At 53.9% G+C, this 23,787-nt stretch carries 22 protein-coding genes; 10 read left to right on the forward strand and 12 right to left on the reverse strand.

The genetic code is table 11. The features are described from left to right. Positions 1–6: 6 nt before the first annotated feature. The 5 genes from adrA to FDX04_RS11430 form a co-directional block, all read right to left on the reverse strand. The gene (gene adrA / locus FDX04_RS11410; protein ID WP_137360378.1) at positions 7–1,122 is read right to left on the reverse strand and encodes a diguanylate cyclase AdrA; all 1,116 of its coding nucleotides are present in this window, start codon (positions 1,120–1,122) and stop codon (positions 7–9) included. Positions 1,123–1,213: 91 nt separating this feature from the next. After that, positions 1,214–1,534 (reverse strand): phosphate starvation-inducible protein PsiF, encoded by a 321-nt coding sequence (gene psiF / locus FDX04_RS11415; protein WP_038638114.1) that lies wholly within the window; start codon positions 1,532–1,534, stop codon positions 1,214–1,216. Between the two features lie 98 nt (positions 1,535–1,632). Further along, positions 1,633–3,048: an alkaline phosphatase gene (phoA, locus tag FDX04_RS11420; protein WP_137370931.1), complete on the reverse strand. Its 1,416-nt coding sequence runs from the start codon at positions 3,046–3,048 to the stop codon at positions 1,633–1,635. A 102-nt stretch (positions 3,049–3,150) separates the two neighbouring features. Beyond that, the gene (locus tag FDX04_RS11425; protein WP_137360376.1) at positions 3,151–3,393 is read right to left on the reverse strand and encodes a sigma-S stabilization anti-adapter protein IraP; all 243 of its coding nucleotides are present in this window, start codon (positions 3,391–3,393) and stop codon (positions 3,151–3,153) included. Between the two features lie 249 nt (positions 3,394–3,642). Next, the gene (locus FDX04_RS11430) at positions 3,643–4,839 is read right to left on the reverse strand and encodes a multidrug efflux MFS transporter (RefSeq protein WP_137370932.1); all 1,197 of its coding nucleotides are present in this window, start codon (positions 4,837–4,839) and stop codon (positions 3,643–3,645) included. 301 nt (positions 4,840–5,140) lie between these two features. Between FDX04_RS11430 and ddlA the strand changes: the two genes are divergently transcribed. Continuing rightward, entirely contained in the window at positions 5,141–6,235 is a 1,095-nt protein-coding gene (gene ddlA, locus FDX04_RS11435) for a D-alanine--D-alanine ligase (protein ID WP_137360374.1), read from the forward strand. A gap of 21 nt (positions 6,236–6,256) precedes the next feature. On the opposite strand, the gene FDX04_RS11440 is transcribed toward ddlA, so the two are convergent. Continuing rightward, a complete protein-coding gene (locus FDX04_RS11440) occupies positions 6,257–6,481 on the reverse strand; it encodes a DUF2754 domain-containing protein (protein ID WP_038638102.1) in 225 nt (74 codons plus the stop codon). 262 nt (positions 6,482–6,743) lie between these two features. Here FDX04_RS11440 and FDX04_RS11445 point away from each other — a divergent pair, with 262 nt between their 5' ends. Further along, complete coding sequence (locus tag FDX04_RS11445) at positions 6,744–7,067, forward strand: DUF2755 family protein (RefSeq protein ID WP_137360373.1); 324 nt, start codon at positions 6,744–6,746, stop codon at positions 7,065–7,067. Here FDX04_RS11445 and FDX04_RS11450 read toward each other — a convergent pair. Together FDX04_RS11450 and sbmA are read right to left on the reverse strand one after the other, a co-directional pair. Then, on the reverse strand, positions 7,052–8,155 hold the full coding sequence (locus FDX04_RS11450; RefSeq protein WP_137370933.1) for a DUF1615 domain-containing protein: 1,104 nt from the start codon (positions 8,153–8,155) through the stop codon (positions 7,052–7,054). The genes FDX04_RS11445 and FDX04_RS11450 overlap by 16 nt on opposite strands. Before the next feature lie 14 nt (positions 8,156–8,169). Continuing rightward, positions 8,170–9,390, reverse strand: a complete 1,221-nt coding sequence (sbmA, locus tag FDX04_RS11455) for a peptide antibiotic transporter SbmA (protein WP_042310208.1) — start codon at positions 9,388–9,390, stop codon at positions 8,170–8,172. Between the two features lie 384 nt (positions 9,391–9,774). Between sbmA and ampH the strand changes: the two genes are divergently transcribed. Then, the gene (ampH, locus tag FDX04_RS11460) at positions 9,775–10,932 is read left to right on the forward strand and encodes a D-alanyl-D-alanine-carboxypeptidase/endopeptidase AmpH (protein ID WP_042310210.1); all 1,158 of its coding nucleotides are present in this window, start codon (positions 9,775–9,777) and stop codon (positions 10,930–10,932) included. 214 nt (positions 10,933–11,146) lie between these two features. After that, positions 11,147–12,121, forward strand: coding sequence for a porphobilinogen synthase (gene hemB, locus FDX04_RS11465; protein ID WP_085047660.1), 975 nt, complete (start codon positions 11,147–11,149; stop codon positions 12,119–12,121). Between the two features lie 79 nt (positions 12,122–12,200). On the opposite strand, the gene tauD is transcribed toward hemB, so the two are convergent. Genes tauD through tauA form a run of 4 tightly spaced genes read right to left on the reverse strand, consistent with a single transcriptional unit; the run spans position 12,201 to position 15,617 of the window. Then, positions 12,201–13,052, reverse strand: coding sequence for a taurine dioxygenase (gene tauD / locus FDX04_RS11470; protein WP_137370934.1), 852 nt, complete (start codon positions 13,050–13,052; stop codon positions 12,201–12,203). After that, positions 13,049–13,879: a taurine ABC transporter permease TauC gene (gene tauC / locus FDX04_RS11475; protein WP_137370935.1), complete on the reverse strand. Its 831-nt coding sequence runs from the start codon at positions 13,877–13,879 to the stop codon at positions 13,049–13,051. The genes tauD and tauC overlap by 4 nt, the downstream gene beginning before the upstream one ends. Then, positions 13,876–14,643, reverse strand: a complete 768-nt coding sequence (gene tauB, locus FDX04_RS11480) for a taurine ABC transporter ATP-binding subunit (protein WP_137370936.1) — start codon at positions 14,641–14,643, stop codon at positions 13,876–13,878. The genes tauC and tauB overlap by 4 nt, the downstream gene beginning before the upstream one ends. 11 nt (positions 14,644–14,654) lie before the next feature. Continuing rightward, positions 14,655–15,617 (reverse strand): taurine ABC transporter substrate-binding protein, encoded by a 963-nt coding sequence (gene tauA / locus FDX04_RS11485; RefSeq protein WP_137360369.1) that lies wholly within the window; start codon positions 15,615–15,617, stop codon positions 14,655–14,657. Between the two features lie 326 nt (positions 15,618–15,943). On the opposite strand from tauA, the gene FDX04_RS11495 reads away from it, so the two are divergent. The 6 genes from FDX04_RS11495 to fbpC all read left to right on the forward strand — a co-directional run bounded on the left by FDX04_RS11495 (position 15,944) and on the right by fbpC (position 23,731). After that, entirely contained in the window at positions 15,944–16,573 is a 630-nt protein-coding gene (locus FDX04_RS11495; RefSeq protein ID WP_137360367.1) for a response regulator transcription factor, read from the forward strand. Continuing rightward, on the forward strand, positions 16,573–18,114 hold the full coding sequence (locus FDX04_RS11500; protein WP_137360366.1) for an MASE1 domain-containing protein: 1,542 nt from the start codon (positions 16,573–16,575) through the stop codon (positions 18,112–18,114). Before FDX04_RS11495 ends, FDX04_RS11500 begins: the two co-directional genes overlap by 1 nt. An 85-nt stretch (positions 18,115–18,199) precedes the next feature. Further along, entirely contained in the window at positions 18,200–19,495 is a 1,296-nt protein-coding gene (gene uhpC, locus FDX04_RS11505; RefSeq protein WP_042310226.1) for an MFS transporter family glucose-6-phosphate receptor UhpC, read from the forward strand. Next, positions 19,492–20,523, forward strand: coding sequence for an ABC transporter substrate-binding protein (locus tag FDX04_RS11510; RefSeq protein WP_137370937.1), 1,032 nt, complete (start codon positions 19,492–19,494; stop codon positions 20,521–20,523). Before uhpC ends, FDX04_RS11510 begins: the two co-directional genes overlap by 4 nt. Before the next feature lie 71 nt (positions 20,524–20,594). Then, positions 20,595–22,673, forward strand: a complete 2,079-nt coding sequence (locus tag FDX04_RS11515) for an iron ABC transporter permease (protein ID WP_038638053.1) — start codon at positions 20,595–20,597, stop codon at positions 22,671–22,673. Between the two features lie 11 nt (positions 22,674–22,684). Continuing rightward, positions 22,685–23,731, forward strand: a complete 1,047-nt coding sequence (fbpC, locus tag FDX04_RS11520; RefSeq protein WP_137370938.1) for a ferric ABC transporter ATP-binding protein — start codon at positions 22,685–22,687, stop codon at positions 23,729–23,731. Positions 23,732–23,787 lie beyond the last annotated feature (56 nt).

Raw genomic sequence — 23,787 nt, forward strand, 5'->3', positions numbered from 1 at the left:
CGGACGTCAGGCCGCCGCTTCAGTGCGGTTACGTCCGGAATTCTTTGCTTTGTAAAGCGCCATATCTGCCGATTTCAACCATTCCCGATAATGCTCAGTTTCAGAAGTCAGCGGCGCTACGCCAACGCTAATACGCAAGGCAACCTGCGGAGCGCAGGATAAACGCAACTGGCTAAGCCGTTCATGCACGCGCGACATGGCCGCAATTGCGCTGGTTGCCGGCGTGCCGCACATAATCACCGCAAACTCATCACCACCAAAGCGCCCGATCACATCGCTGCCGCGTAAAGTCATCTGCAGCTGACGGGTCAGCGCGACAATGGCCTCATCCCCGACGTCATGACCCCAGGTATCATTGATGCTCTTAAAATGGTCGATATCAATAATAAGCAACGTGGCGTCACGCTGGTAGCGGCGGCAATTATCAAATTCATTACGTAGCAACAGCTCCCAGTGACGTCGGTTATAAACGCCGGTCATCCCATCTCGCGTACTCATCACCTGTAAGCGGCGTTTATGTTCCGCCAGCTTGATGACCGTCTGATAGCTGACCCAGGCAAACAGCAGCGGATATATCACCAGTACCGGCAGTGATAACACCACGCTCAGTTGACCGCTGCTAACAGCGACGGGAATATCGGTTAACTGTAACGTCACCAGACATGACACCGCCATCAACACGACGCCCGCGAGGAATACTCGCATTCCCCCAGCGCCCATCAGGTTGATGCAAGTAATCATGAGCAGCACCGTGGACGGCAACAGGTTTGCCCCCATAATTCCCAGCCACATCCCGGCGAGGATGGCATCGGCTTTTAAATTGGTAAATTCACTATGCAGAGGATCGTCTGCTTTACTTGCCAACTGCCAGGCCAGATGTGGCCAGACGAATGCCCATCCCACCAGCAACAGCCACCAGCCTCCGGTAATGGGCTGGGAAACTAATACCGACGCGATAGGGAAAAACATTCCCCCCAATCCCACCGCTCGCGGCAGCCTTATCCGTCGGGCAAATCGCAGACCGGAACGTTGGTGGTCGTTTTGATGAAGTGATATAAACGCTTCATCCGCGACGACCTTCTTTTGGAAAAAGTTTTCATCATTCATCGTATTTGGGAACATTCTGAAACAAATTTCCCAAATTATAGGTAGGGGTCTGCTGGCGGGAGTATGAAATTTCGGGTGAGCGTTTTTACCTGCTCACCCGTAAGTGCTACGCAGCTTTTTTCAGGCAAGCGCTCATAAACTTGTTACGATCATCGCCTTTCAGTGACTGCTCCGTCGCCTTGACGTTGCATTCACGCATCTTCTGCTGCTGTGGGGTTAAACTCTTTTCCTCAGGCGCAGATTTGCTGTTTTTCAGGCAATCACTCATATACGTCTTTCGCGCATCCCCTTTTAAAGCCTGCGCCGTTGCCTGCTGATTGCAGGTGGTCATACGCTGTTGTTGCGGGGTTAACGTCTTCTCGGCAGCACCGACGGTAGTTAAAAAAACCAGTCCAAAGAGCAGCGTCATTAATAATGTAATTTTCATAGCACCATCCTTTTCTGAACGACGACACACAGGTAAGTTTGGCTGCTAACAATAAAAATACCACCCGGCGGCAAAACTATTGTCACCGGGGGGCAGGGTTACTTCAGACCTAACGCCGCTTTCATAGTGTAAAACAGGTCAGTTTGATCGGTCAGGCCGACTACATTCGCCGCATGCGGGCCATAAGCGGCGATGCGCAACTGGCTACCGGTGTGCTCCTGAGATTCCTCTTCAGAATTGCCGTAGCTGATGACCATCACCGCGCCATCTTTGGTGTTCAACGCCTGAGTCAGACCAGGCGCTTTGGTATCAGGTGCGACAATCTGGCTGGCATGTGCGTGGTCAGCGGTTACCACCACCAGGGTGTTGCCATCTTGCTTCGCAAAGGCAAGCGCACGCTGCACCGCTTCGTCCAGATCAACCGTTTCGCCAATCTGTCCACACGGGTTGGCGGCGTGATCCTGTTTATCGATGGATGCTCCTTCCACTTGCAGGAAGAAACCTTTCTCATTTTTGCTTAATAGCTCAATCGCTTTATCCGTCATCTGCGCCAGCGTCGGCACGGTGTCATCACGCTTTGGATTTGGCGTACAGGTCACCACCGGTTTATCCAGATTGCCATGATAGGACGCTTTCGGACCTTCCCAGCGCACCGGCATATTGCCGTCGGAGAACAGACCCAGCAACGGCTTATCCTGGTTAGCTTCGGTAATTGCTGCCAGCGTCTCGGCATCACTTACTATCTGATAACCGCGCGCCTGGGCTTGTTCACGCAACGTTTTACCCTGCCACTCCCCTGCCGCAGCGGTTTCAGCAAACGTTTTTGCCCCACCGCCCAACGTGACGTCAGGTCGGGCATTCAGCAACTGTTCTGTAATTGACCCTTTGCCGCCTTTTTCCAGCGCATTGGTTGGGCATTTTTCATGGGTCACGCCTGGACCATAGCACTTACGTGAAGTCACATGCGCAACCAGCGCCGCTGGGGTAGCATCCTGCAATTCAGCGGTAGAAACGTTGCCCGTCGCCAGACCTGCCGCTTTTGCCATTTCCAAAATTGTTGCATGATCTTTTTCATGGATATCAACGCCCAGGGCACCATTATAAGTTTTAACCCCGGTGGTCCATGCCGTCGCTGAGGCCGCAGAGTCCGTCACATAATCCGGCTTGCCCGTTTTCTTATTTAACGCATAGTGCGTGTATTGCCCGGTCAACGGTAAAGCATCAATACCTTTAAAAAAACCGCCCGCGCCTTCGGCATAATTTCGTGCGGCCGTTATTTCTGAATCACCCATGCCATCGCCAATCAATAAAATTATATTTTTAGCAGGCTTATCGTTCAGAGATTCACGCAGCGCTGCCGTTTGATCGGCTGACAATCGGCGGGCACCGCCTGGCGTGGTGATATCACCCTGAGCGGCACGATTATCCATAACCGCTACGGTAGATGTTTCTGCATTAATAATCGGGGTAAACAGCAAAGGTAACAGGGCAATCGCGAGTGCGCTTTGTTTCACTTTATTTTCTCCATGTATAAATACGGTAAAATTAAAACAAAGCGACTATAAGTATTTGATGTGACACTTTTATGATAATTTGTGGACGCACCCTCGGATTACTCAAAACGCTTTTGGCACGCTCTCGCCAGCGTTATGGAGGGTCGTCATAAACGTTGGCACACGGTTTACGCCTGCCAGAGCACCTTCAATTTGACGCAGCACTATTTGCCGCTCGCTCCACGCCATATTGCGCAGCATTTCGGTGATGACCTGCTCTAACGTTTCGACCTGCGCCGCCAGGTTTTGTGACTCTTCTTCTTTTTGGGCGAGCTTAAGCAACAACTCAGTGACGAGATTTTTCATTTGCGTATTCCCTTAACAAAATATAAGCCACGTTAACATTAAGGCTCACTACTGCCTAGGTGATAAAAGTTTTATTTTTAGAAGAAATTAAACTATTTGCGAAAACAATCACATCACAAAATAAGGGAGAGATGAGCCTTAAAACAAAATCCTTCAATATAAAAATGTAAAATGATGAATAATCACATAGAGATATAATGCAAAATTATAGATAAACAACGCCGACGGGCAGCGTTGTTTATCAGATAGTCAGCGCACGTGACGCCGACGTCGCAATGCGATGGCCAACTGCCAGATGTTAATCAGTACAATACTCGCCGTAGCGATGAAGACCCAGCGGAACCCCGCCATGGCTGATACCGTTGCTCCCATTAATGGCCCAGCGACGTTGCCAAGGTACATAAATGACTGGTTATAACCAAAGATACGCCCGGTTATCTGATCGCTGGAGTATTTCACCAGCAGCGTCTGTACCGCCGGCAACATCGCGCCGTCGGCAAAGCCGAGCAGGAAACGTAATATCCCCAACTGCAATGGCGTGGTGACCCACGACATAGCGAAAAACAGCACGACGGCAAAGATTAACGTCGCCATTAAAATCCGCTCAGTACCAATACGGTCACCTAATTTGCCAAGCCGCGGCGCGGAAATCAGGGCCGAGATGCCAGGTACTGAGGCAATCAACCCGCTGAGAAAGGCAATATTGCTGCTGTCTGGCACCATTGATTTGATAAATAACGCCAGAATAGGACCGATAGAGCCGTTACACAGTTGAATTACCATCGTCGTAAAAAACAGGCTGATCACCAGCGCCGGATAAGGCAAGGAGGCGAAGACGGCCTTCCCGCTCAGGCGTTCGCTTTTTTTGGTCGTCGGGCGCACGCCCTCTTTGATCAAAAACAGCGTGACAAGGAAACTAACCACCAACAAAGCCGCGGTAATACAGAATACCGCCCGTAACCCAACATGGTCGGCAATAAAGCCGCCCATTAACGGTCCGCCAATAACGCCACTAATTTGCGCCGTAGAAAGCGTGCTCAATGCCCATCCGCTGCGTTCACGCGGAACCTGTGACGCTACCAGCGCCATTGCGTTCGGAATATAGCCTGAGGTTAACCCCATCACCCCGCGCAGCAGAAAAAGCTGCCAGACGTTAGTGGCAAATGCCTGCAGTAAAATCGCAATCGCCATCCCCAGCGAGGCTCGTAACAGCATCAGCTTGCGCCCTTTACGATCGGCTAAACTGCCCCACATAGGAGAAACAATGGCTGAAATAAGGAAGGTGACGCTGAACGTTAATCCGGACCACATTGAGAGAGCTTCATGCGAGGTGACGCCCAATTGGGAGATGTAGAGCGGTAAAAAAGGCAGGATTTGGCTAATCGCCAGCCCGGTAAAAAAGCATCCGAACCAGACGGAAATAAGGTTTACTCTCCAGGATTCCATAGGGACTCATAACGATAAGTAGCTGAAAACTGCGAGCAGCTTAACAAATTACTTAGCCAAATAAGGGTCAACAGGTGCGATGTATCACACTTTAGAGTTTTATCTTCCCGCTCATCATATTTGTGATACGCCTCACACCAAACCCACAATACACGCAGGGAATTATGCTTGATGCGAGATCTGCGCGTTTGCGCTTATCTCTTCCCCTGTTGCCCAGCGAAACAATCTGCCAGAAGCCGAGGAAACCTGCGTTTTGTCGTGGTAATGTATGTGCTTTGCATTCAAGGAATGGGTTTTTAAGATGGCAAAGTTGCGGGTAGGAATCGTATTTGGTGGTAAATCAGCGGAACATGAAGTGTCATTGCAATCGGCAAAAAATATTGTCGATGCCATCGACAAGACTCGCTTTGACGTTGTGCTGTTAGGTATTGATAAACAAGGGCTATGGCACGTTAGCGATGCCAGTAACTATCTGCTCAATTCAGACGATCCGGCGCACATTGCGCTGCGTCCTTCCACGACTAGCCTGGCTCAGGTTCCGGGTAAACAAGAGCACCAGTTGATCGATGCGCAAAACGGTCAGCCGCTGCCAACGGTCGATGTTATTTTTCCGATCGTACACGGTACGCTGGGTGAAGATGGCTCTTTGCAGGGTATGCTGCGCGTGGCGAATCTGCCGTTCGTCGGTTCTGATGTCCTGGGATCTGCGGCCTGTATGGATAAAGACGTGACCAAACGTCTGTTGCGCGATGCCGGATTAAATATCGCGCCATTTATTACACTTACTCGCGCCAATCGTAACAACATTAGCTTTGCTGAGGTGGAATCCCGCCTGGGCCTGCCGCTGTTTGTAAAACCCGCCAACCAGGGGTCGTCCGTTGGCGTTAGCAAAGTGACCAGTGAAGCGCAATACAACCAGGCCGTCGCGCTGGCATTTGAATTCGATCATAAAGTCGTGGTGGAGCAAGGGATCAAAGGTCGCGAGATCGAATGTGCAGTACTGGGCAACGATCATCCGCAGGCCAGTACCTGTGGTGAGATCGTGTTGAACAGTGATTTTTACGCTTACGACACTAAATACATTGACGATAACGGTGCCAAAGTCGTTGTTCCAGCAGCGATCGCACCAGAAATTAACGACAAGATCCGCGAGATCGCCATTCAAGCGTACCAGACGTTAGGATGTGCCGGCATGGCGCGCGTAGATGTATTCCTAACCGCAGAAAACGACGTTGTGATCAATGAGATCAACACGCTGCCGGGCTTCACCAACATCAGTATGTATCCAAAACTGTGGCAGGCGAGCGGCTTAGGCTATACCGATTTGATCACTCGCCTGATCGAACTGGCGTTGGAACGCCACGCTGCGGATAGCGCGCTGAAAACCAGTATGTAAACCCGCAAGGATGCCTGATAACTATTGGGCATCCTTCGCTTCATCATCTTCATTTTCCACGCGGCGACGGATAATTAATCCGGCCAGCCAAAAGCTAATTATCCAGGTAACCAGCCCCACCGCATAGGTTTGCCATCCCTGCGCTTCAAAACCTAATAACCCCACCACGCCATTCAGAATAAAGATAAGCCCAATAGCGAAGGCATAGTAGTGCCAGTCTCGGCGGATTTTTACAGGCAGGTTCATAACGGCTCCGGTGGATATACAACATGAAAAAGCATCCTCGCACATTTCCCCGTGGTCGTCTGTGGCATATGCGGAATTTCTGAAATGTAACTTAATTTCACTTAAGGTTAAATAATTGTGACGCGCCACAAATAACCGAAATCCAGGAATAATCTCCACCTGAAATTACCAACATTCTGATATTGACAATCCTAATCACCTGTCAGACTCACAGTCAGTTACAGGCATTACGCCAAAAAGCAGGTTATTTCCGGAGGTCTTTATGGCTGATTTTACGCTCTCAAAATCCCTGTTTAAGGGCAAGCATCGGGATACCTCCTCCCTGCCCGGCAACATTGCGTATGCCGTATTTGTGCTGTTTTGCTTTTGGGCAGGCGCGCAGATTTTAAATCTGCTGGCCCACGCCCCCGGCATCTATGAGCAGTTGATGCAGTTGCAAATGCAAGAGACAGGGCGCCCACGGATTGAAATTGGTTTAGGCGTCGGTACCCTGTTTGGGCTGATCCCCTTCCTGGTCGGGAGCCTCATTCTTGGCGCCGTCGCGATAATTATCCGCTGGCGCCGCCGTCATCATAACGATGGCTGAGCCATACACTTCGCCCAACGATCGTCCACGCGTTTAGCAAACCACGCAGTCGTCAGATTACGCGTGATCTTCGGGCTTTCCAGCTGAATACCAGGCAGCATTTCACGCGGTAGTGATTTACCGCTCTTCGCTTCCGCCAGCTTATAGACCTTCTCGTACAGCGCAGTCTCTTCAAAGGCCAGGCTATCGCCCTTTTGCAGTTGCCGGTGGATCTCACTCTCGCTCATCCCCAGCTTCCCGGCCAGCTTGCGTACCGCCAGCTCCGTTTTGCCCGGCTCGCTGCTGCCGTAGAGAATCAAATCCCCGTCCAGCGCCAGCTTCACTCCACTGGCTTTACTGACTGCATTCTGAAAAGCCGCATTGCGGCTGGCGTACCAGCCGGCATTAAAATCTGCAAAGCGGAAAATTGGCGCACTGTAATTCGCCGGATAATTGAGCAGATGATAAGTGCCAAACCACAGTCCGCCGCGTCGGCTGAACACTTCCTGACGGACCGTCCCTGCCATTTTCCATGGATAGCCGCTGGCGTGCTGCTCGGCAAACGCAATGCTGACCTGCATCGGCCCACCGGTATGCACCGGATTCAGGGAACCAAACAGCGTCTGCCCCATCGGTACCATATTGATGAAATCATCAAAGATGGCGCTAAGCTGTTTTTCCGTCTTCACCGTATCCAGACGCTCACTGTAGCTTTTCCCCGTTGGGGAGTTAATCTTCAGCGCAGTGTGCACCACAAACAGCGGAATATGCATGCGCTCGGCGCGACGGTCGATCTCTTTCCAGGCGATTTTACTTAAGCCTGGAACCGCCGGATCGGCCTGGTAGTTTGACTCCTGTTGCGCGACCGCCAGCACCGAACAGATGTTTTCAACCGTCGGCGCCAGCTTCTGACTTTCAAACGTCTTCGCCAGATCCTGCGCCCACGCATCCCGGTCTTTCACGCTGGCGGGCATTTTCTGGCGCACCACGCTCTCCACATCGACGGCTTTCTCCCCTTTTTTTAACGGCTGCGCGGGTTGGCTACTACATCCCACCAACACCAATGCGGCCAGCCCAGACAAGGGGTAAAGACGGGAAACCGTCGACATAACATCTCCTTTTGTTAACTAAGAGTATGGGTCACTTGCTGAATATCCTGGCCATCAAGCTCGCGTTCAAAGCTGCGCAGACGCTTATAAATAGACATCAGTTCAACTAACGTTGTCCAGGAGTTAATCAGATACTGGAACGAGCCGCGCACCTGGCCAAATACGTTGGTAATTTGCGTCATCAAACCGAGCGTTATCGTACCGGCAACAATCGACGGAAACAGCAGGAACAAACCGAAAACGTTATCAACCTGCAGGTACAGAATACGGGCGATGTTAAAATACATATAGTGGAAATAGAGACGGAAATAGTTTTGCCGTACCGCATGGAACAGTTCACGCACCGTCGGCGGCGTCGCACGACTGGCATCATCTTCACCGTATACCAGTTCCTTACGGTAAGCCGCCTCCACGCGCTGGTTTTTAAATTCCAGGCCCGGAAGTTTGATCCCGACTACCGCCAGCAAGCCGGTTCCCATCAGCGACCAGACAATCGCGGCAATCACCAGCCCATAAGGGACATGTCCGATAATCGGCAGATCAGGAACATGCGCCGACAGCGTAACCAGCACCGGTAAGAAGGCAATCAGCGTCATAATCGCGTTGATAAAGCTAACGCCCATATTCTCCAGCGTGGAGGCAAAACGCATGGTGTCTTCCTGCACACGCTGTGCTGCGCCTTCGATATGTCGCAGATGCTGCCAGTGCGCCATATAGTGTTCGTTCATCGCTGTGCGCCAGCGGAACACATAGTGGCTGACGAAGAAATTGTTCATCACGCCAATGACCACGGCAATCAGCGCAATGCCGAGAAAGATACCCACTTCATTATAGAACTGCTCAATTTTCACCTTATGCGGTGCGCTGAGCGCGGTTTGAATGAGATCGTAGAATGGCGCATACCAGGCGTTGACGGCAACGCCAACCTCAACCAGAAACCAGGTTACAAAAATTATCAGTGAGGTACCCAGAATGGACCAATACTGCCAACGGTGCGGGCTGTAGAGAAACCAGAATAGCGCGAACATCCCGACACAAAGAATGTAGTAAGCATAAAAAATCAGGTAATCCAGCGACCAGAAACGCGCTGCGCTAATCGGTACATCCCCCGACGCGCCGGTAATGCGTGCAACCCAGGCTCCCCCACCTGCTTGCCAGAATACAACAGCGACCAGTGCCCAAATAAATGCCGAAATAAAGAATGGTCCCGGCTTTGGGAAAAAAGACTTAAACATAGTGCTCTCCTGCTAACTTCTTATCGTTATGACGACTGCTGTGCATTTGCCTCCGTGAAGTGCGGTGGCGAGACGGCTTACGCCCAAAAACACAAGCTGAAACCGACAATTGTGACCAGAACCGCGGCACATAGTTCGCCCCCCGGTGATGAAGAATTGTTTCTGTGGTTTTCACACTCGATAACGTTCCAGCATGTGCAGATTATCACAGCGTGAGATCACAAAAGCGAACATCCACAATCAGGGAAACGCTCACGTTTACTCATCGTTACGTTTTTCACACTATCATTGGCTGATAAGCGCTTTGCAATACGCCGTTGAGTAGTATAAATACGCATACGCACGACATCCTTTTTCACTTTTTCTAACTCATGGACACCACCGTTGAAACGTAGTCTGCTTTTTTCTGCCGCGCTGTGTGCGGCGTCATTGACATCTGTCCAGGCGGCACAGCCTATAACCGATCCGGTCTTCGCCTCTGATATCGTCGATCGTTATGCCGACCATATATTTTACGGCAGTGGTGCTACGGGGATGGCGCTCGTGGTGATTGATGGTAATCAACGCGTATTTCGCAGCTTCGGCGAAACGCGCCCCGGCAATAATGTTCATCCACAACTGGATTCCGTTATTCGCATTGCCTCTATCACCAAATTAATGACCAGCGAAGTGCTGGTGAAATTACTCGATCAGGGCACAGTTAAACTCAACGATCCATTGAGTAAATATGCACCACCTGGCGCACGCGTGCCGACTTATCAGGGAACGCCAATCACGCTGGTGAATCTGGCGACGCATACCAGCGCGCTGCCGCGCGAACAGCCTGGCGGCGCGGCAAAGCGCCCGGTGTTTGTCTGGCCAACCCGCGAGCAGCGCTGGAACTATCTCTCAACCGCTACGCTTAAAGCAGCTCCAGGATCGCAGGCTTCTTATTCAAATCTGGCATTCGACCTGTTGGCCGACGCGCTGGGAGCTGCTGCCGGTAAGCCTTATCCGCAACTCTTTGAAGAAAAAATTACCCGACCGCTGGGGATGAAAGACACCACCTTTACCCCATCCCCCGATCAGTGCAGACGCCTGATGGTCGCGGAAAAAGGCGCCAGCCCTTGTAACAATACCCTGGCGGCGATGGGCAGCGGCGGCGTCTATTCAACGCCTGGCGATATGATGCGCTGGATGCAACAGTATCTCTCTTCTGATTTTTATCATCGTAGCCAGCAAGCCGACCGTATGCAGACGCTGATTTATCAGCGTACACAGTTAACCAAAGTGATAGGGATGGACGTTCCGGGCAAAGCCGATGCGCTTGGTTTGGGCTGGGTGTATATGGCACCGAAGAATGGTCGTCCGGGAATTATTCAAAAAACCGGTGGTGGTGGCGGTTTCATTACCTATATGGCGATGATCCCGCAGCAAAATGTCGGGGCGTTTGTCGTGGTGACCCGTTCTCCGCTGACCCGCTTTACCAATATGAGCGACGGTATCAACGATCTGGTCGCAGAGTTGAGCGGGAACAAACCGCAGGTTATTCCCGCATCCTGATTCAATACTCAAAAGGCAAACGGTTAATGCTCACCAGTTTGCCTTTATTCATTTTAATGTAACCACTGGACTGCCCCCCGGTAGACGATCCTGCCCTATAGTTGGAGTGGCCCATAGGTCCTCATCAACCCCACATAACGCCAACTTTCGTAAACCACCCGCCCTCAGGTTCAGGTATACTGCGACCTTCGATTCCACAAACATCAGGCATACCATGACAGACCTAATCCATCGCCCTCGCCGCCTGCGCAAATCTCCTGCGCTACGCGCTATGTTTGAAGAGACAACACTCAGCTTAAATGACCTGGTGTTGCCGATCTTTGTTGAAGAAGAACTTGACGATTACAAAGCTATCGACGCCATGCCAGGCGTGATGCGCATTCCAGAGAAACACCTGGCCCGCGAGATTGAACGCATTGCCAATGCAGGTATCCGTTCGGTCATGACCTTCGGTATTTCCCACCACACCGACGACACCGGCAGCGATGCCTGGAAAGAAGATGGTCTGGTGGCGCGCATGTCGCGTATCTGTAAGCAGACCGTACCGGAAATGATCGTCATGTCCGATACTTGCTTCTGTGAATACACCTCGCATGGTCACTGCGGTGTGTTGTGCGATCATGGCGTTGATAATGATTTAACCCTTGCCAACCTCGGCAAACAGGCAGTCGTTGCTGCCGCTGCGGGTGCAGATTTTATCGCGCCTTCCGCCGCAATGGACGGTCAGGTGCAGGCGATTCGCCAGGCGCTGGATGCAGCGGGCTTCACCGATACCGCGATCATGTCTTACTCCACTAAGTTTGCCTCTTCTTTCTATGGCCCGTTCCGTGAAGCCGCAGGTACGGCGCTGAAGGGCGATCGTAAAACCTATCAGATGAACCCGATGAACCGCCGCGAGGCGATTCGCGAATCACTGCTGGATGAAGCCCAGGGCGCAGACTGCCTGATGGTGAAACCGGCCGGCGCGTACCTCGATATTCTGCGCGATATCCGCGAACGCACCGAACTGCCAATTGGCGCTTATCAGGTCAGCGGTGAATACGCGATGATCAAGTTCGCAGCGATGGCGGGTGCAATAGATGAAGAGAAAGTGGTGCTTGAAAGCTTAGGGTCGATCAAACGCGCAGGCGCGGATCTGATCTTCAGCTACTTTGCGCTGGATCTGGCTGAGAAAAAAATTCTGCGTTAATTTACCTTGTGCCGGATGGCGGCTTCGCCTTATCGGGCCTGCTCTACTGTAGGTCCGGTCAGCGAAGCGCCAGCGCCATTTATCCCGCCCGATAAAAAGGTTTGTCCCCCAGAATCGTCGCCCGGTGCATAATGCGCCTCTGCGGCAGATAATCCGCATTGGCGTAGTGCTGCGTCACGCGATTATCCCAAATCGCCACATCGTTAGGCTGCCAGCGCCAGCGCACCTGGAACTCCGGTTTGGTGATGTGTGCAAACAGGAATCCCAGCAGCGCCTCGCTCTCTTTTTCCGTTACATCAACAATTCGTGTGGTAAATCCTTCATTCACAAACAGCGCCTGCTTACCCGTTACCGGATGGGTGCGCACCACCGGATGCAGCAACGGTGGATGTTTGGCGACAGCCTCCAGCCAGCGCTGATGCTCCTCTGGCGTCTGGCGATATTTATATTCCTGAAACGATTTACAAAAATCATGCTCTGCCCGCAGGCCACTCAGCAGCTGGCGAAACGGCTGTGAGAGAGCATCATAAGCGGCAATCCCGCTGGTCCACAGCGTATCTCCCCCGGTCGATGGCAACTCTTTTGCCGCCAGAATCGCGCCCGCTGGCGGCGTGTCGATAAACGTCACATCAGTGTGCCAGTTGTCGTTATCGGGCGGATTATCGTTGTGCGTATCCAGCACGATTATTTCGTCCACCCCTTCGGCGTGTGGGTAGACCGGATGAATATGCAGGTCGCCAAAACGTAGCGCCAGCGCGCGCTGCTGCTGTGGCGTAATAATCTGCTCACGCAGGAACACCACCTGGTGGCGCAATACAGCATGATAAAGCTGTTCAAACTGGTTATCGCTTAATGGACGCGTTAAATCCGCGCCGGTAATTTGTGCACCAATGTACGGCCCCAGCGGGGTAATGCTCAAACGTTCACTCATTGTACTTCTCCATGCCAGGGTGTCAGACGGCGCTGAAGCGCGCGCAGACCCAGCTCTAAAATAAACGCGATAACAGCAATTACCGCGATCCCTGCCAGCACCACATCCGTTGCCAGAAACTCACCGGCTGATTGCACCATAAATCCTAAACCTCTCGTCGCGGCAATCAGCTCCGCCGCCACCAGGGTTGACCACCCCACGCCCAGCCCAATACGCAGTCCGGTCAAAATCTCCGGCAAGGCACCCGGTAAAATCACAAACCACAGTACCTGCGCACGGCTGGCCCCCAGCGACTGCGCGGCCCTGACTCTCACCTGCTGCGCGCTTTTTACGCCCGCCAGCGCCGACATCGCCACAGGGGCGAAAATCGCCAGATAGATCAGCAGGATCTTGGAGGTTTCACCAATACCAAACCAGATAACCATCAGCGGCAAATAGGCCAATGGCGGTACCGGACGGTACAGTTCAATGATGGGATCGAGTATGCCGCGAATCGTCGGGCTCAGTCCCATGGCGATACCAACCGGAATACCCAGTAGCACCGCCGCCAGCAACGCGATAACAATACGCGTCAAACTGGCCGCCAGATGCTGCCACAGCGTGGCATCCATAAACCCCTGCGGTCCGGCAATACTGATTAGTTTCTGCAAAACCTGGCCCGGCGGCGGCAGAAACAATGGGCTGATTAACTGTAGCGCCGCCACCGTCCACCACAGCGCCAAAATGACTGCCAGCGTACCGAGGCTTAAAGTCATCTGGCGCGAGAATGGCCAACGCCAGTTCAGCGCCCGCGGGCGTCGAGGTTTATCATTAATCACCACGCTCATGAGAAGGCCTCCCGTTGTTCAAAGACACGACTTAACACATACTCACGCATGGCGATAAACTGCGGATCGGACTTAATGCTACGACTCGCCTCTCCAGCCACAAAACGCCGGGCAAAATTAAGCGGCAGTCGTTCCAGCACCCGACCAGGACCTGGCGACAGCAATACCAGTTCAGTGGCCATAAACACCGCTTCTTCGATATCATGGGTAATCAACAACACCTGTTTCCCGGTCTCATACCACAGCTTCAACAGCAGGGTTTGCATCTGCTCGCGGGTAAAGGCGTCGAGTGCACCAAACGGCTCATCCAGTAGCAACAACTGCGGGTTGGCCGCCAGCGCCCGGGCAATGCCGACGCGCTGACGCTGCCCCCCAGAAAGCTGCCAGATAAAGCGTTTTTCCGCGCCCTCCAGCCCCACTTTCTGCAACATTTCCTGAGCAATTCGCTGACGCTGAGGCTTCTGCATGCCCGCCAGTTGCAGACCGAAGGTGACGTTGTCCTGCACGTTGCGCCAGGGCAACAGACCTTCATTCTGAAACACCACTCCACGTTCTGCGCCATGTCCTTCGACCTTACTGCCCGCCAGCATAATGCTGCCGTGTTGATACGGCACAAATCCGGCAATCAGATTTAACAATGTGGTTTTCCCACAGCCGGAAGGTCCCAGCACCACCAGCAGTTCACCGCTATCGAGCGTCAGGTTGATATCTTCAAGTACCGGTTTGCCGCCGTAACTGGCATTAAGATGAGAGATTTGCAGCATCAGCGTCCCCTTTATTGCACGAAACGATCGGTCACGTACTGGCTGTAATCCGTCGCGACGGCGGGCACTTTGCCCTGCTCTTTGAGAAACTGCGCGGTGTCGATAATCGCTTTGTTCACCGGCCCGGTTAGCTCAGCAGTTTGCTGTTGTGGTGTCAGGTAAGTGTTACCTTTCACCAGGCCCGGAATATCCGCCTCTGGCACGCCGCTTAAGCGCGACAGTTTGCTGATATTTTCTGGCTGCTTAAGCCATTCATCAGGATTAGCGATATAGGGCTGCTGCGCATCGATGGCGCTTTTCGCAAATGCTTTCACTACTTCAGGGTATTTCTCGGCAAAATCTTTGCGTACTACCCAGACGTCAAGCGTTGGCGCCCCCCATTCGCCGACTTTTTCCGAGTCAGTCAGTACCTTGCCGTCTTTTTCCAGCGTATTGACCGCCGGAGCCCAGACGTACGCGCCATCAATGTCTCCGCGCTGCCAGGCGGCAATAATCGCCGGTGGCTGAAGGTTCACAATCTCTACCTGGCCGGGTTTAATCCCCCAATGTTTCAGCGCTGCCAGCAGGCTGTAATGAGTGGTGGAAATAAACGGCACGGCAATGCGCTTACCAATCAAATCTTCCGGTTTACTGATGTTTTTCTTCACCACCAGCGCTTCAGAATTGCCAAGCTTTGACGCCAGCAGGAAAACCTCAATCGGCACCTGCTGGCTGGCCGCTACCGCCAGCGGACTGGAGCCGAGGTTACCTATTTGTACGTCGCCGGATGCTAACGCGCGGACGATGCTCGCGCCGCTGTCAAACTTGCGCCAGTCAACGGTGGCTCCGCTCTCTTTAGCAAAAGTGTTATCTGCCTGCGCCACTTTGGCAGGTTCGGCGGAAGTTTGATACGCAACGGTGACGTTCACTGCCTGCGCCTGAAAGGTGATGAATGCCAGTGCGGCAAGAAGTGCGTTACGCGATGAAATAGCCATGATTGTCTGCTCCCCAGTCTTGTTATGGGGGCAGTATTTCGTTGCGGCACACTTTGATAAAGGAATTAAAAATTCTGGCTAAGAACAAAGCGTTTTTAGAAAAAAAGTGGCAATAGTTAGCTCAAAAATGCATGTAATCGTAGGCCGGATAAGGCGCTTGCGCCGCCATCCGGCAACGAATGCCTGATGCGCTGCGCTTATCAGGCCTACACCCGCTGTAAATTATTGCGATTTTGTTACATTCATTGCATAACTGCGCCTGGATTATTGCCAGCGCTCCGCTGGCAGGCATCATAGACGCTATTGTCAGGCAAGAGAGCAATATCATGATTCATGTTGTGCTGGTGGATGACCATGTGGTGGTGCGTTCCGGCTTTGCGCAATTACTCAGTCTCGAAGATGATCTCAACGTCATCGGCCAGTTCAGCAGCGCGGCCCAGGCCTGGCCTGCATTACTGCATGACGACGTCAGCGTTGCAGTGCTGGACATCGCCATGCCGGATGAAAATGGCCTGAGCCTGCTAAAACGACTGCGGGCGCAGAAGCCCGGTTTTCGCGCCATTATTCTTAGCATTTATGACTCGCCAACGTTTGTACAAAGCGCACTGGATGCTGGCGCCAGCGGCTATCTGACCAAGCGCTGCGGACCGGAAGAACTGGTGCAGGCGGTACGTTCGGTAGGTATGGGCGGGCATTATCTGTGCGCCGATGCGCTGCGAGCCTTACGCGGCGGCGAACAGCCCGCGCAGGTCCTGGAGGTACTGACCCCGCGCGAGCGCGAAGTGTTTGATCTATTGGTCAAAGGCGACAGCGTGAAAGAAATTGCCTTTAAGCTCGACCTTAGCCACAAAACAGTACACGTCCACCGCGCGAACGTGCTGGGCAAACTGCAATGCCACAGCACTATCGATCTGGTGCATTTTGCCCTCGACCACCAGCTACTGACGGGGCATTAATGTCGCGTAACCTTCGTCATTGGGTAATCTCCCTGTTTATTCTGCTGGCCTGGGGATCGGGCTGGCTGATGCTGTGGACGCTGGGATTTTACCTGACCCACAACGGTCAACAGGCGGCATTATTCCTGCCACACGGGGTCTATCTTGCACTGTTGATTCTGCTTTCCCGCCGCTACTGGCCCGCGTTGGTGCTGCCGCCGGTACTGATGCTGTTCTGGCTGCATAGCGAGCAATTACTGAATGGCTATATCCTGCTTGTGGCCCCATTCATTAGCCTTCTTCCGGCGAGCATCGGCCAGTCATACTGGCACCGCTTCCCCCTGTACTGGCAGCGCTTGACGCTGTTGCTGACCGCCGTCACCGTCACGTCATTGCTTAATACCGCCCTGCTGTCACCGTTTATCGCAAGCCCGGCAACGTTAATTGGCCTGGCGTCGTTTACCGGCGGCGTGCTGCTGACGCCGTTTGTCTATCTGATCTATGAATTTCTGCGCCAGCAGCACCGTTATCATTTGCTCGGGTTGGATACCACCAATCCCCCACTGCGCACCTCGCTTATCATCTGGTGCAGCCTGTTTTTTATTATTGGCATTGGCACACAGATGGTGCTGTCGCCGGATATCGAGCGCCTGCTGCTGATCGTGGTGTTTTTACCGAACGTGGTAATGGCATGGAAATTTGGCTGGCAGGGCGGCGTGTTGTCCGGATTGCTCGGCAGTATGATGATCACCATCGCCCGGCAGATAGGCGTGGGGTTCAGCAATCTGCTTGAACTGGAGATTTTCCTCGCCACCCAGGCGCTACTGGGTATAGGGCTGGGGATCGCCATCAGCCGCCAGCAACATCTGGCGCAAAACTTGCACCATTATCGCCAGCGTCTGGAAGCCGAACTGACGGCACGCCGTGCGCTGACCGAACAACTGATTCGTACCGAGGAAGACACGCGAAAAAGTTTAGCGCGCGAACTACATGACGAAATAGGCCAGAACATCACCGCCATCCAGATTCAGACGCAACTGGTCAAACGCGCGCCAGGTCGCGAGCAAACGCTTGAGGCGGCGAATCAGATCAACGATCTTGCCCGGCGCATTCACCACTCCACCCGTCAGCTTCTGCGTCAGCTGCGCCCGCCCGCGCTCGATGAACTGTCTTTCAAAGATGCGCTGCATCATCTGGTGAATGAATTTGCCTTTGCCGAACGAGGAATCCGCTGCCGATTTAATTACCATCTGGAAAATACGCCAGAAAATGAAACGGTGCGCTTCACGCTGTACCGCCTGATGCAGGAACTGCTCAATAACGTCTGTAAGCATGCCGATGCCAGCGAGGTATCGATTACGCTACGCCAGCGGGAACACCGCCTGTCTCTGGAAGTCGAGGACAACGGCGTGGGTATCCTCCAGGAAAAAATTCCCGGTTTCGGTATCCAGGGGATGCGTGAGCGGGTAAGCGCCCTCGGTGGCGAACTCACGCTGGAATCGAACCACGGCACGCGGGTAATTGTTAACCTGCCCACAAATTTGCAACAAACCAGCCGCTAACCAGGAAAAAGTCTTAGTCACTGCGGACTTTCTCTCATCCCCTTTTGCTTTCACTTTCCTATAGTCAGTACAAACGGAGACCGCCATGCACGCACGCGAAACAGACCAACAATACCGGACGCTACGTCCCCGCCTGCTGATGTGTATGGTGATTGGCTACGCCGCGTTTTATCTGACGCGCAAAAGCGTCAACTATGTACTCCCGGCGCTGCAAACAGATCTGGGGCTGGATAAAGGCGATATCGGTCTGCTGGGATCGCTGTTTTATCTGACCTATGGCCTGTCGAAATTCGCCGCCGGATTGTGGCACGACAGCCATGGGCAGCGTGCATTCATGGGGATCGGCCTGTTTGCTACGGGTGTTTTGAACGTGGTGTTCGCCTTTGGTGAATCGCTGACGCTGCTGCTGGCGGTCTGGACGCTGAACGGATTTTTTCAGGGCTGGGGCTGGCCGCCCTGCGCCCGCCTGCTGACCCACTGGTACTCGCGCAACGAACGCGGCTTCTGGTGGGGCTGCTGGAATATGTCGATCAACATCGGCGGGGCCATCATCCCGCTGATTAGCGCCTTTGCCGCCCTCTGGTGGGGCTGGCAGGCAGCGATGCTGGCACCAGGGATAATCAGCATGGCGTTAGGCATCTGGCTCACCCTACAACTGAAAGGCACGCCCCAGGAAGAGGGATTACCGACGGTTGGAGAGTGGCGGCACGATCCGCTGGAGCTACGTCAGGAGCAGCAAAGCCCGCCGATGGGGCTGTGGCAAATGTTACGCACCACCATGCTGAAGAACCCGATGATCTGGCTGCTTGGCGTGTCGTATGTACTGGTCTATTTGATCCGCATTGCGCTCAACGACTGGGGCAACATCTGGCTGACGGAAAGCCACGGCGTGAATCTGCTCAGCGCCAATGCCACGGTGATGTTGTTTGAAGTCGGCGGCTTGCTCGGCGCGCTGTTTGCCGGATGGGGCTCGGATCTGCTGTTCAGCGGTCAGCGCGCGCCAATGATACTGCTGTTCACGCTGGGGCTGATGGTTTCCGTCGCCGCGCTGTGGCTGGCCCCGGTGCACCACTATGCGCTGCTGGCAGTCTGTTTCTTTACCGTGGGCTTTTTTGTGTTTGGCCCGCAGATGTTGATTGGTCTGGCTGCTGTCGAATGCGGACACAAAGCTGCGGCAGGTTCAATCACCGGTTTTCTCGGGCTGTTCGCCTATCTGGGGGCCGCGCTGGCGGGTTGGCCGCTGTCGCTGGTCATAGAACACTACGGCTGGTCGGGAATGTTCAGTTTGCTCTCGGTTGCCGCTGTTTTTATGGGTTTATTGCTGATGCCATTGCTCATTGCGGGCATTACCCCTTCTCTCAGTCAAAGGATAAAACAATGAAACTGACGCTTACCTCTACCCTGATTGCCTCTGCTCTGACGCTGGCGGCCTTCAGCAATGCGGCACAAGCCCAGGGTCGTCTGGTGGTGTATTGCAGCGCCACCAACGAGATGTGCGAAACCGAAACCAAAGCCTTCGGCGACAAATATGATGTGAAAACCTCATTTATTCGTAACGGCTCCGGCAGCACGCTGGCGAAGGTCGATGCCGAGAAGAAAAACCCGCAGGCGGATGTGTGGTACGGCGGTACGCTGGATCCACAATCCCAGGCCGGTGAAATGGGCCTGCTGCAGCCGTACAAATCGCCTAACCTCGCGCAGATCATGGAGAAGTTCCGCGATCCGGCGAAAGTAAAAGGTAACCTCTCCTCGGCGGTGTATGTCGGTATTCTGGGCTTTGGCGTTAATACTCAGCGCCTGAAAGAGAAAAACCTGCCAGTGCCGAAATGCTGGAAGGATCTGACCAAACCAGAATACAAAGGGGAAATCCAGATTGCTGACCCACAGAGTTCAGGCACCGCCTACACTGCGCTGGCGACCTTCGCCCAGCTGTGGGGTGAGGATCAGGCTTTTGATTACCTGAAACAGCTCAACGCCAACGTCTCCCAGTACACCAAATCCGGCATTGCTCCGGCGCGTAATGCCGCCCGTGGCGAAACGGCGATCGGCATTGGCTTCCTGCACGACTATTCGCTGGAAAAAGAACAGGGCGCACCGCTGGAGCTGATCTCCCCGTGCGAAGGCACCGGCTATGAAATTGGCGGCGTCAGCATCCTGAAAGGCGCGCGTAACCTCGACAACGCCAAACTGTTCGTTGACTGGGTGCTGTCGAAAGACGCCCAGGAGCTGGCATGGAAGAAAGGTAAATCCTATCAGATCCTGACCAACGCCACCGCCGAGACCTCCCCTAACTCGCTGAAGCTCGACGACCTGAAGCTTATCAATTACGACATGGATAAGTACGGCTCGACCGACGTACGTAAGGCCCTGATCAATAAGTGGGTTAGCGAAGTGAAGATGGGTAAATAAGCCCACGTTGCGTTCATTTGCCGGGCGGGCGCGGCGTAAGCGCCCGCCCGGCCTGAAATACCGGAACCGCTATGTCACACACACTTGCACTCCATCCCGTGAAAAAACGGGATGCGATATTTCTTTGGGTTTTGCTCGGCTGGCTGGCGTTTGCCCTGCTGCCAAGCTGGAGCCTGGACTACGGTCTGCTGGAGTCGACGGGCGAAGAAATTCTCGCCGCCTACGGCTGGTCGCAATTCAATATCAGTTGGTTATGGTATCTGCTACCGAGCCTGCTGCTGGTGCGCCCGTTCCATGAAGCCAGACGCGAACAGCGCGGCCGCCATTATCTTGACGCAGGCTGGGCATTCTTCTGCATGGCCTTTATCGTCGCCAGCGCCACACTTGAAGGTCGCGGCTTAGGCTATGCCACCATCGTGCTTTTTGTGGCGCTGGGCGCAATTATGACCCTGGCGCTTACCCGTCTGGAATGGCTGGGTGGCGACCGTTTCGTCATCGGCTCGCTGACCGCCATTGTCGCGCTGATCGGTATTTTTATCGTCTGGCCGAGCATCGCTATTTTCATTCCGATGTTCACCAACGACGCCGGGGAATTTGCGCCACTGGCGTTTATGAATGTGCTGTCGCAGGCGCATATCATTCAGGTGATCCTCAACTCGATTATGCTGTCGATTGCCGTCGGCGTCGGCTGTACCTTCTTCGGCCTGGTACTGGCTATCTACACGACCCGTATCGCCAGACGTAGCGCCATCATCGGACGTATCTTCTCGATTCTGCCGATCGTCACCCCGCCGTTTGTCGTCGGTTTAGGCGTTACGCTGATGATGGGTCGCTCCGGTTACATCACCGAATTTATGGTCGACTGGTTCGGCTTAACCAACACCAACTGGCTGTATGGTTTTACCGGCATCTGGCTGGCGCAGGTGCTGGCCTTTACGCCGATGGCGTTTATGATCCTCGACGGGGCGATCAAGACCATTCATCCATCTTTGGAAGAAGCGTCATACACCCTGCGCGCCAGCCGCTGGCAGACCTTTAACGGCGTGTTTGTCCCGCTACTGAAACCGGCGCTGGCGAACGCCTTTTTGATTGTGGTGGTACAGTCGCTGGCCGACTTCAGTAACCCGCTGGTGCTCGGCGGTAACTTCGACGTGCTGGCAACGCAAATTTACTTCTACATCACCGGCTCGCAGCTCGATTATCAGGCCGCCAGCACGCTGGGCGCGTTCCTGCTGTTGTTCTCGCTACTGGTATTCTGTGTGCAGTACATGTGGATCGGCAAGCGCTCCTACGTGACTGTCTCCGGTAAATCCTACCGGGGCGACGTCCAGCCGCTGCCAGTGACGCTGGTGTGGAGCGTGGTTGCGCTGCTGGCGGTGTGGATTGCCTTTAACGCCCTGCTCTACGGCAGCATTTTCTACGGCAGTTTCACCGTTAACTGGGGCGTGGACTACACCCTGACGCTGGCGAACTTTACCAAACTGTTCGGCCAGGGGATGAGCGACGGCGCGTGGCCTTCACTGCTCGACACTCTGCTCTACGCCGGGATTGCCGCGCCGATCACCGCGATCTTTGGTCTGCTGATCGCGTGGATTGTGGTGCGCCAGCAGTTTAAAGGTAAAAAAACCATCGAGTTCACCACCATGCTGTGCTTTGCCGTTCCTGGCACCGTGGCGGGCGTGTCGTACATTCTGGCCTTTAACAGCGCCCCGGTGTACCTCACCGGCACCGCCGCCATCGTCATTATCTCCATGGTGATGCGTAACGTACCGGTCGGAATTCGGGCGGGCATCGCGGGCTTAGGCCAAATCGATAAATCGCTGGATGAAGCCTCGCTTAGCCTGCGTGCCGGTTCCCTGCGGACCATTACGCATATCCTGCTACCGCTGCTGCGCCCGGCGATCCTCTCGGCGCTGATCTATAGCTTTGTGCGCGCCATTACCACCGTCAGCGCCATTGTGTTCCTTGTGACGCCGGATACCCGCGTGGCGACGGCCTACATCCTCAACCGCGTGGAAGACGGTGAGTACGGGGTGGCGATTGCCTACGGTTCGATTCTGATCGTGGTGATGCTGGCGATTATTTTCATCTTTGACTGGCTGATCGGCGAATCACGTACCTCCCGTTCAAAAGCTAAAAACCAGGCGTAATGGAGCGCACTATGACTCAGAAAAATTTCGTTGAACTGCGCAACGTCACTAAACGATTTGGCAGCAACACAGTTATCGACAACATCAACCTCACCATTCCGCAGGGGCAAATGGTGACGCTGCTCGGCCCCTCCGGCTGTGGCAAAACCACCATTTTGCGCCTGGTCGCCGGGCTGGAAAAACCGAGTGAAGGCCAGATTTTTATTGATGGCGAAGACGTCACCCATCGTTCCATTCAGCAGCGCGATATCTGCATGGTGTTTCAGTCGTATGCTCTGTTTCCGCACATGTCGCTGGGGGAGAACGTCGGCTATGGCCTGAAGATGCTCGGCGTGTCGCGCAGCGAAGTGAAGGCACGGGTGAAAGAAGCGCTGGCGATGGTGGATCTGGAGGGTTTCGAAGATCGCTATGTCGATCAGATCTCCGGCGGTCAGCAGCAGCGCGTGGCGCTGGCCCGCGCGCTGATCCTCAAGCCGAAGGTGCTGCTGTTTGATGAGCCGCTGAGTAACCTGGACGCCAACCTGCGTCGCAGCATGCGCGACAAGATCCGCGAGCTACAAAAGCAGTTTGATATCACCTCGCTGTACGTTACCCACGATCAGAGCGAAGCCTTTGCGGTTTCCGATACTGTCCTGGTGATGAATAAAGGACACATCATGCAGATCGGTACGCCGCAGGATCTTTATCGTCAGCCGGCCTCACGTTTTATGGCGAGCTTTATGGGCGATGCCAACCTGTTCCCTGCCACCTTCAGCGCAGGATACGTTGATATCTACGGCTATCGTTTGCCGCGCCCGCCGCACTTTAACGATCACGGGGAAGGGATGGTCGGCGTGCGCCCGGAAGCGATCACGCTCAGCGATCGCGGCGAGGAGAGCCAGCGCTGCGCGATCCGCCACGTCGCCTATATGGGCCCTCAATATGAGGTCACGGTGGAGTGGCATGGACAGGAGATCTTGTTGCAGGTCAACGCCACGCGCCTGCAGCCGGACGTCGGCGAGCAGTATTATCTCGAAATCCATCCGTACGGCATGTTTGTTCTGGCGGATGCGGCATAACGTTTTGTGGCTTTGTAGGCCGGATAAGGCGCTTGTGCCGCCATCCGGCAATGCCT

The organism is Citrobacter sp. wls615 (assembly GCF_005281355.1).
Taxonomy (GTDB): domain Bacteria; phylum Pseudomonadota; class Gammaproteobacteria; order Enterobacterales; family Enterobacteriaceae; genus Citrobacter; species Citrobacter werkmanii.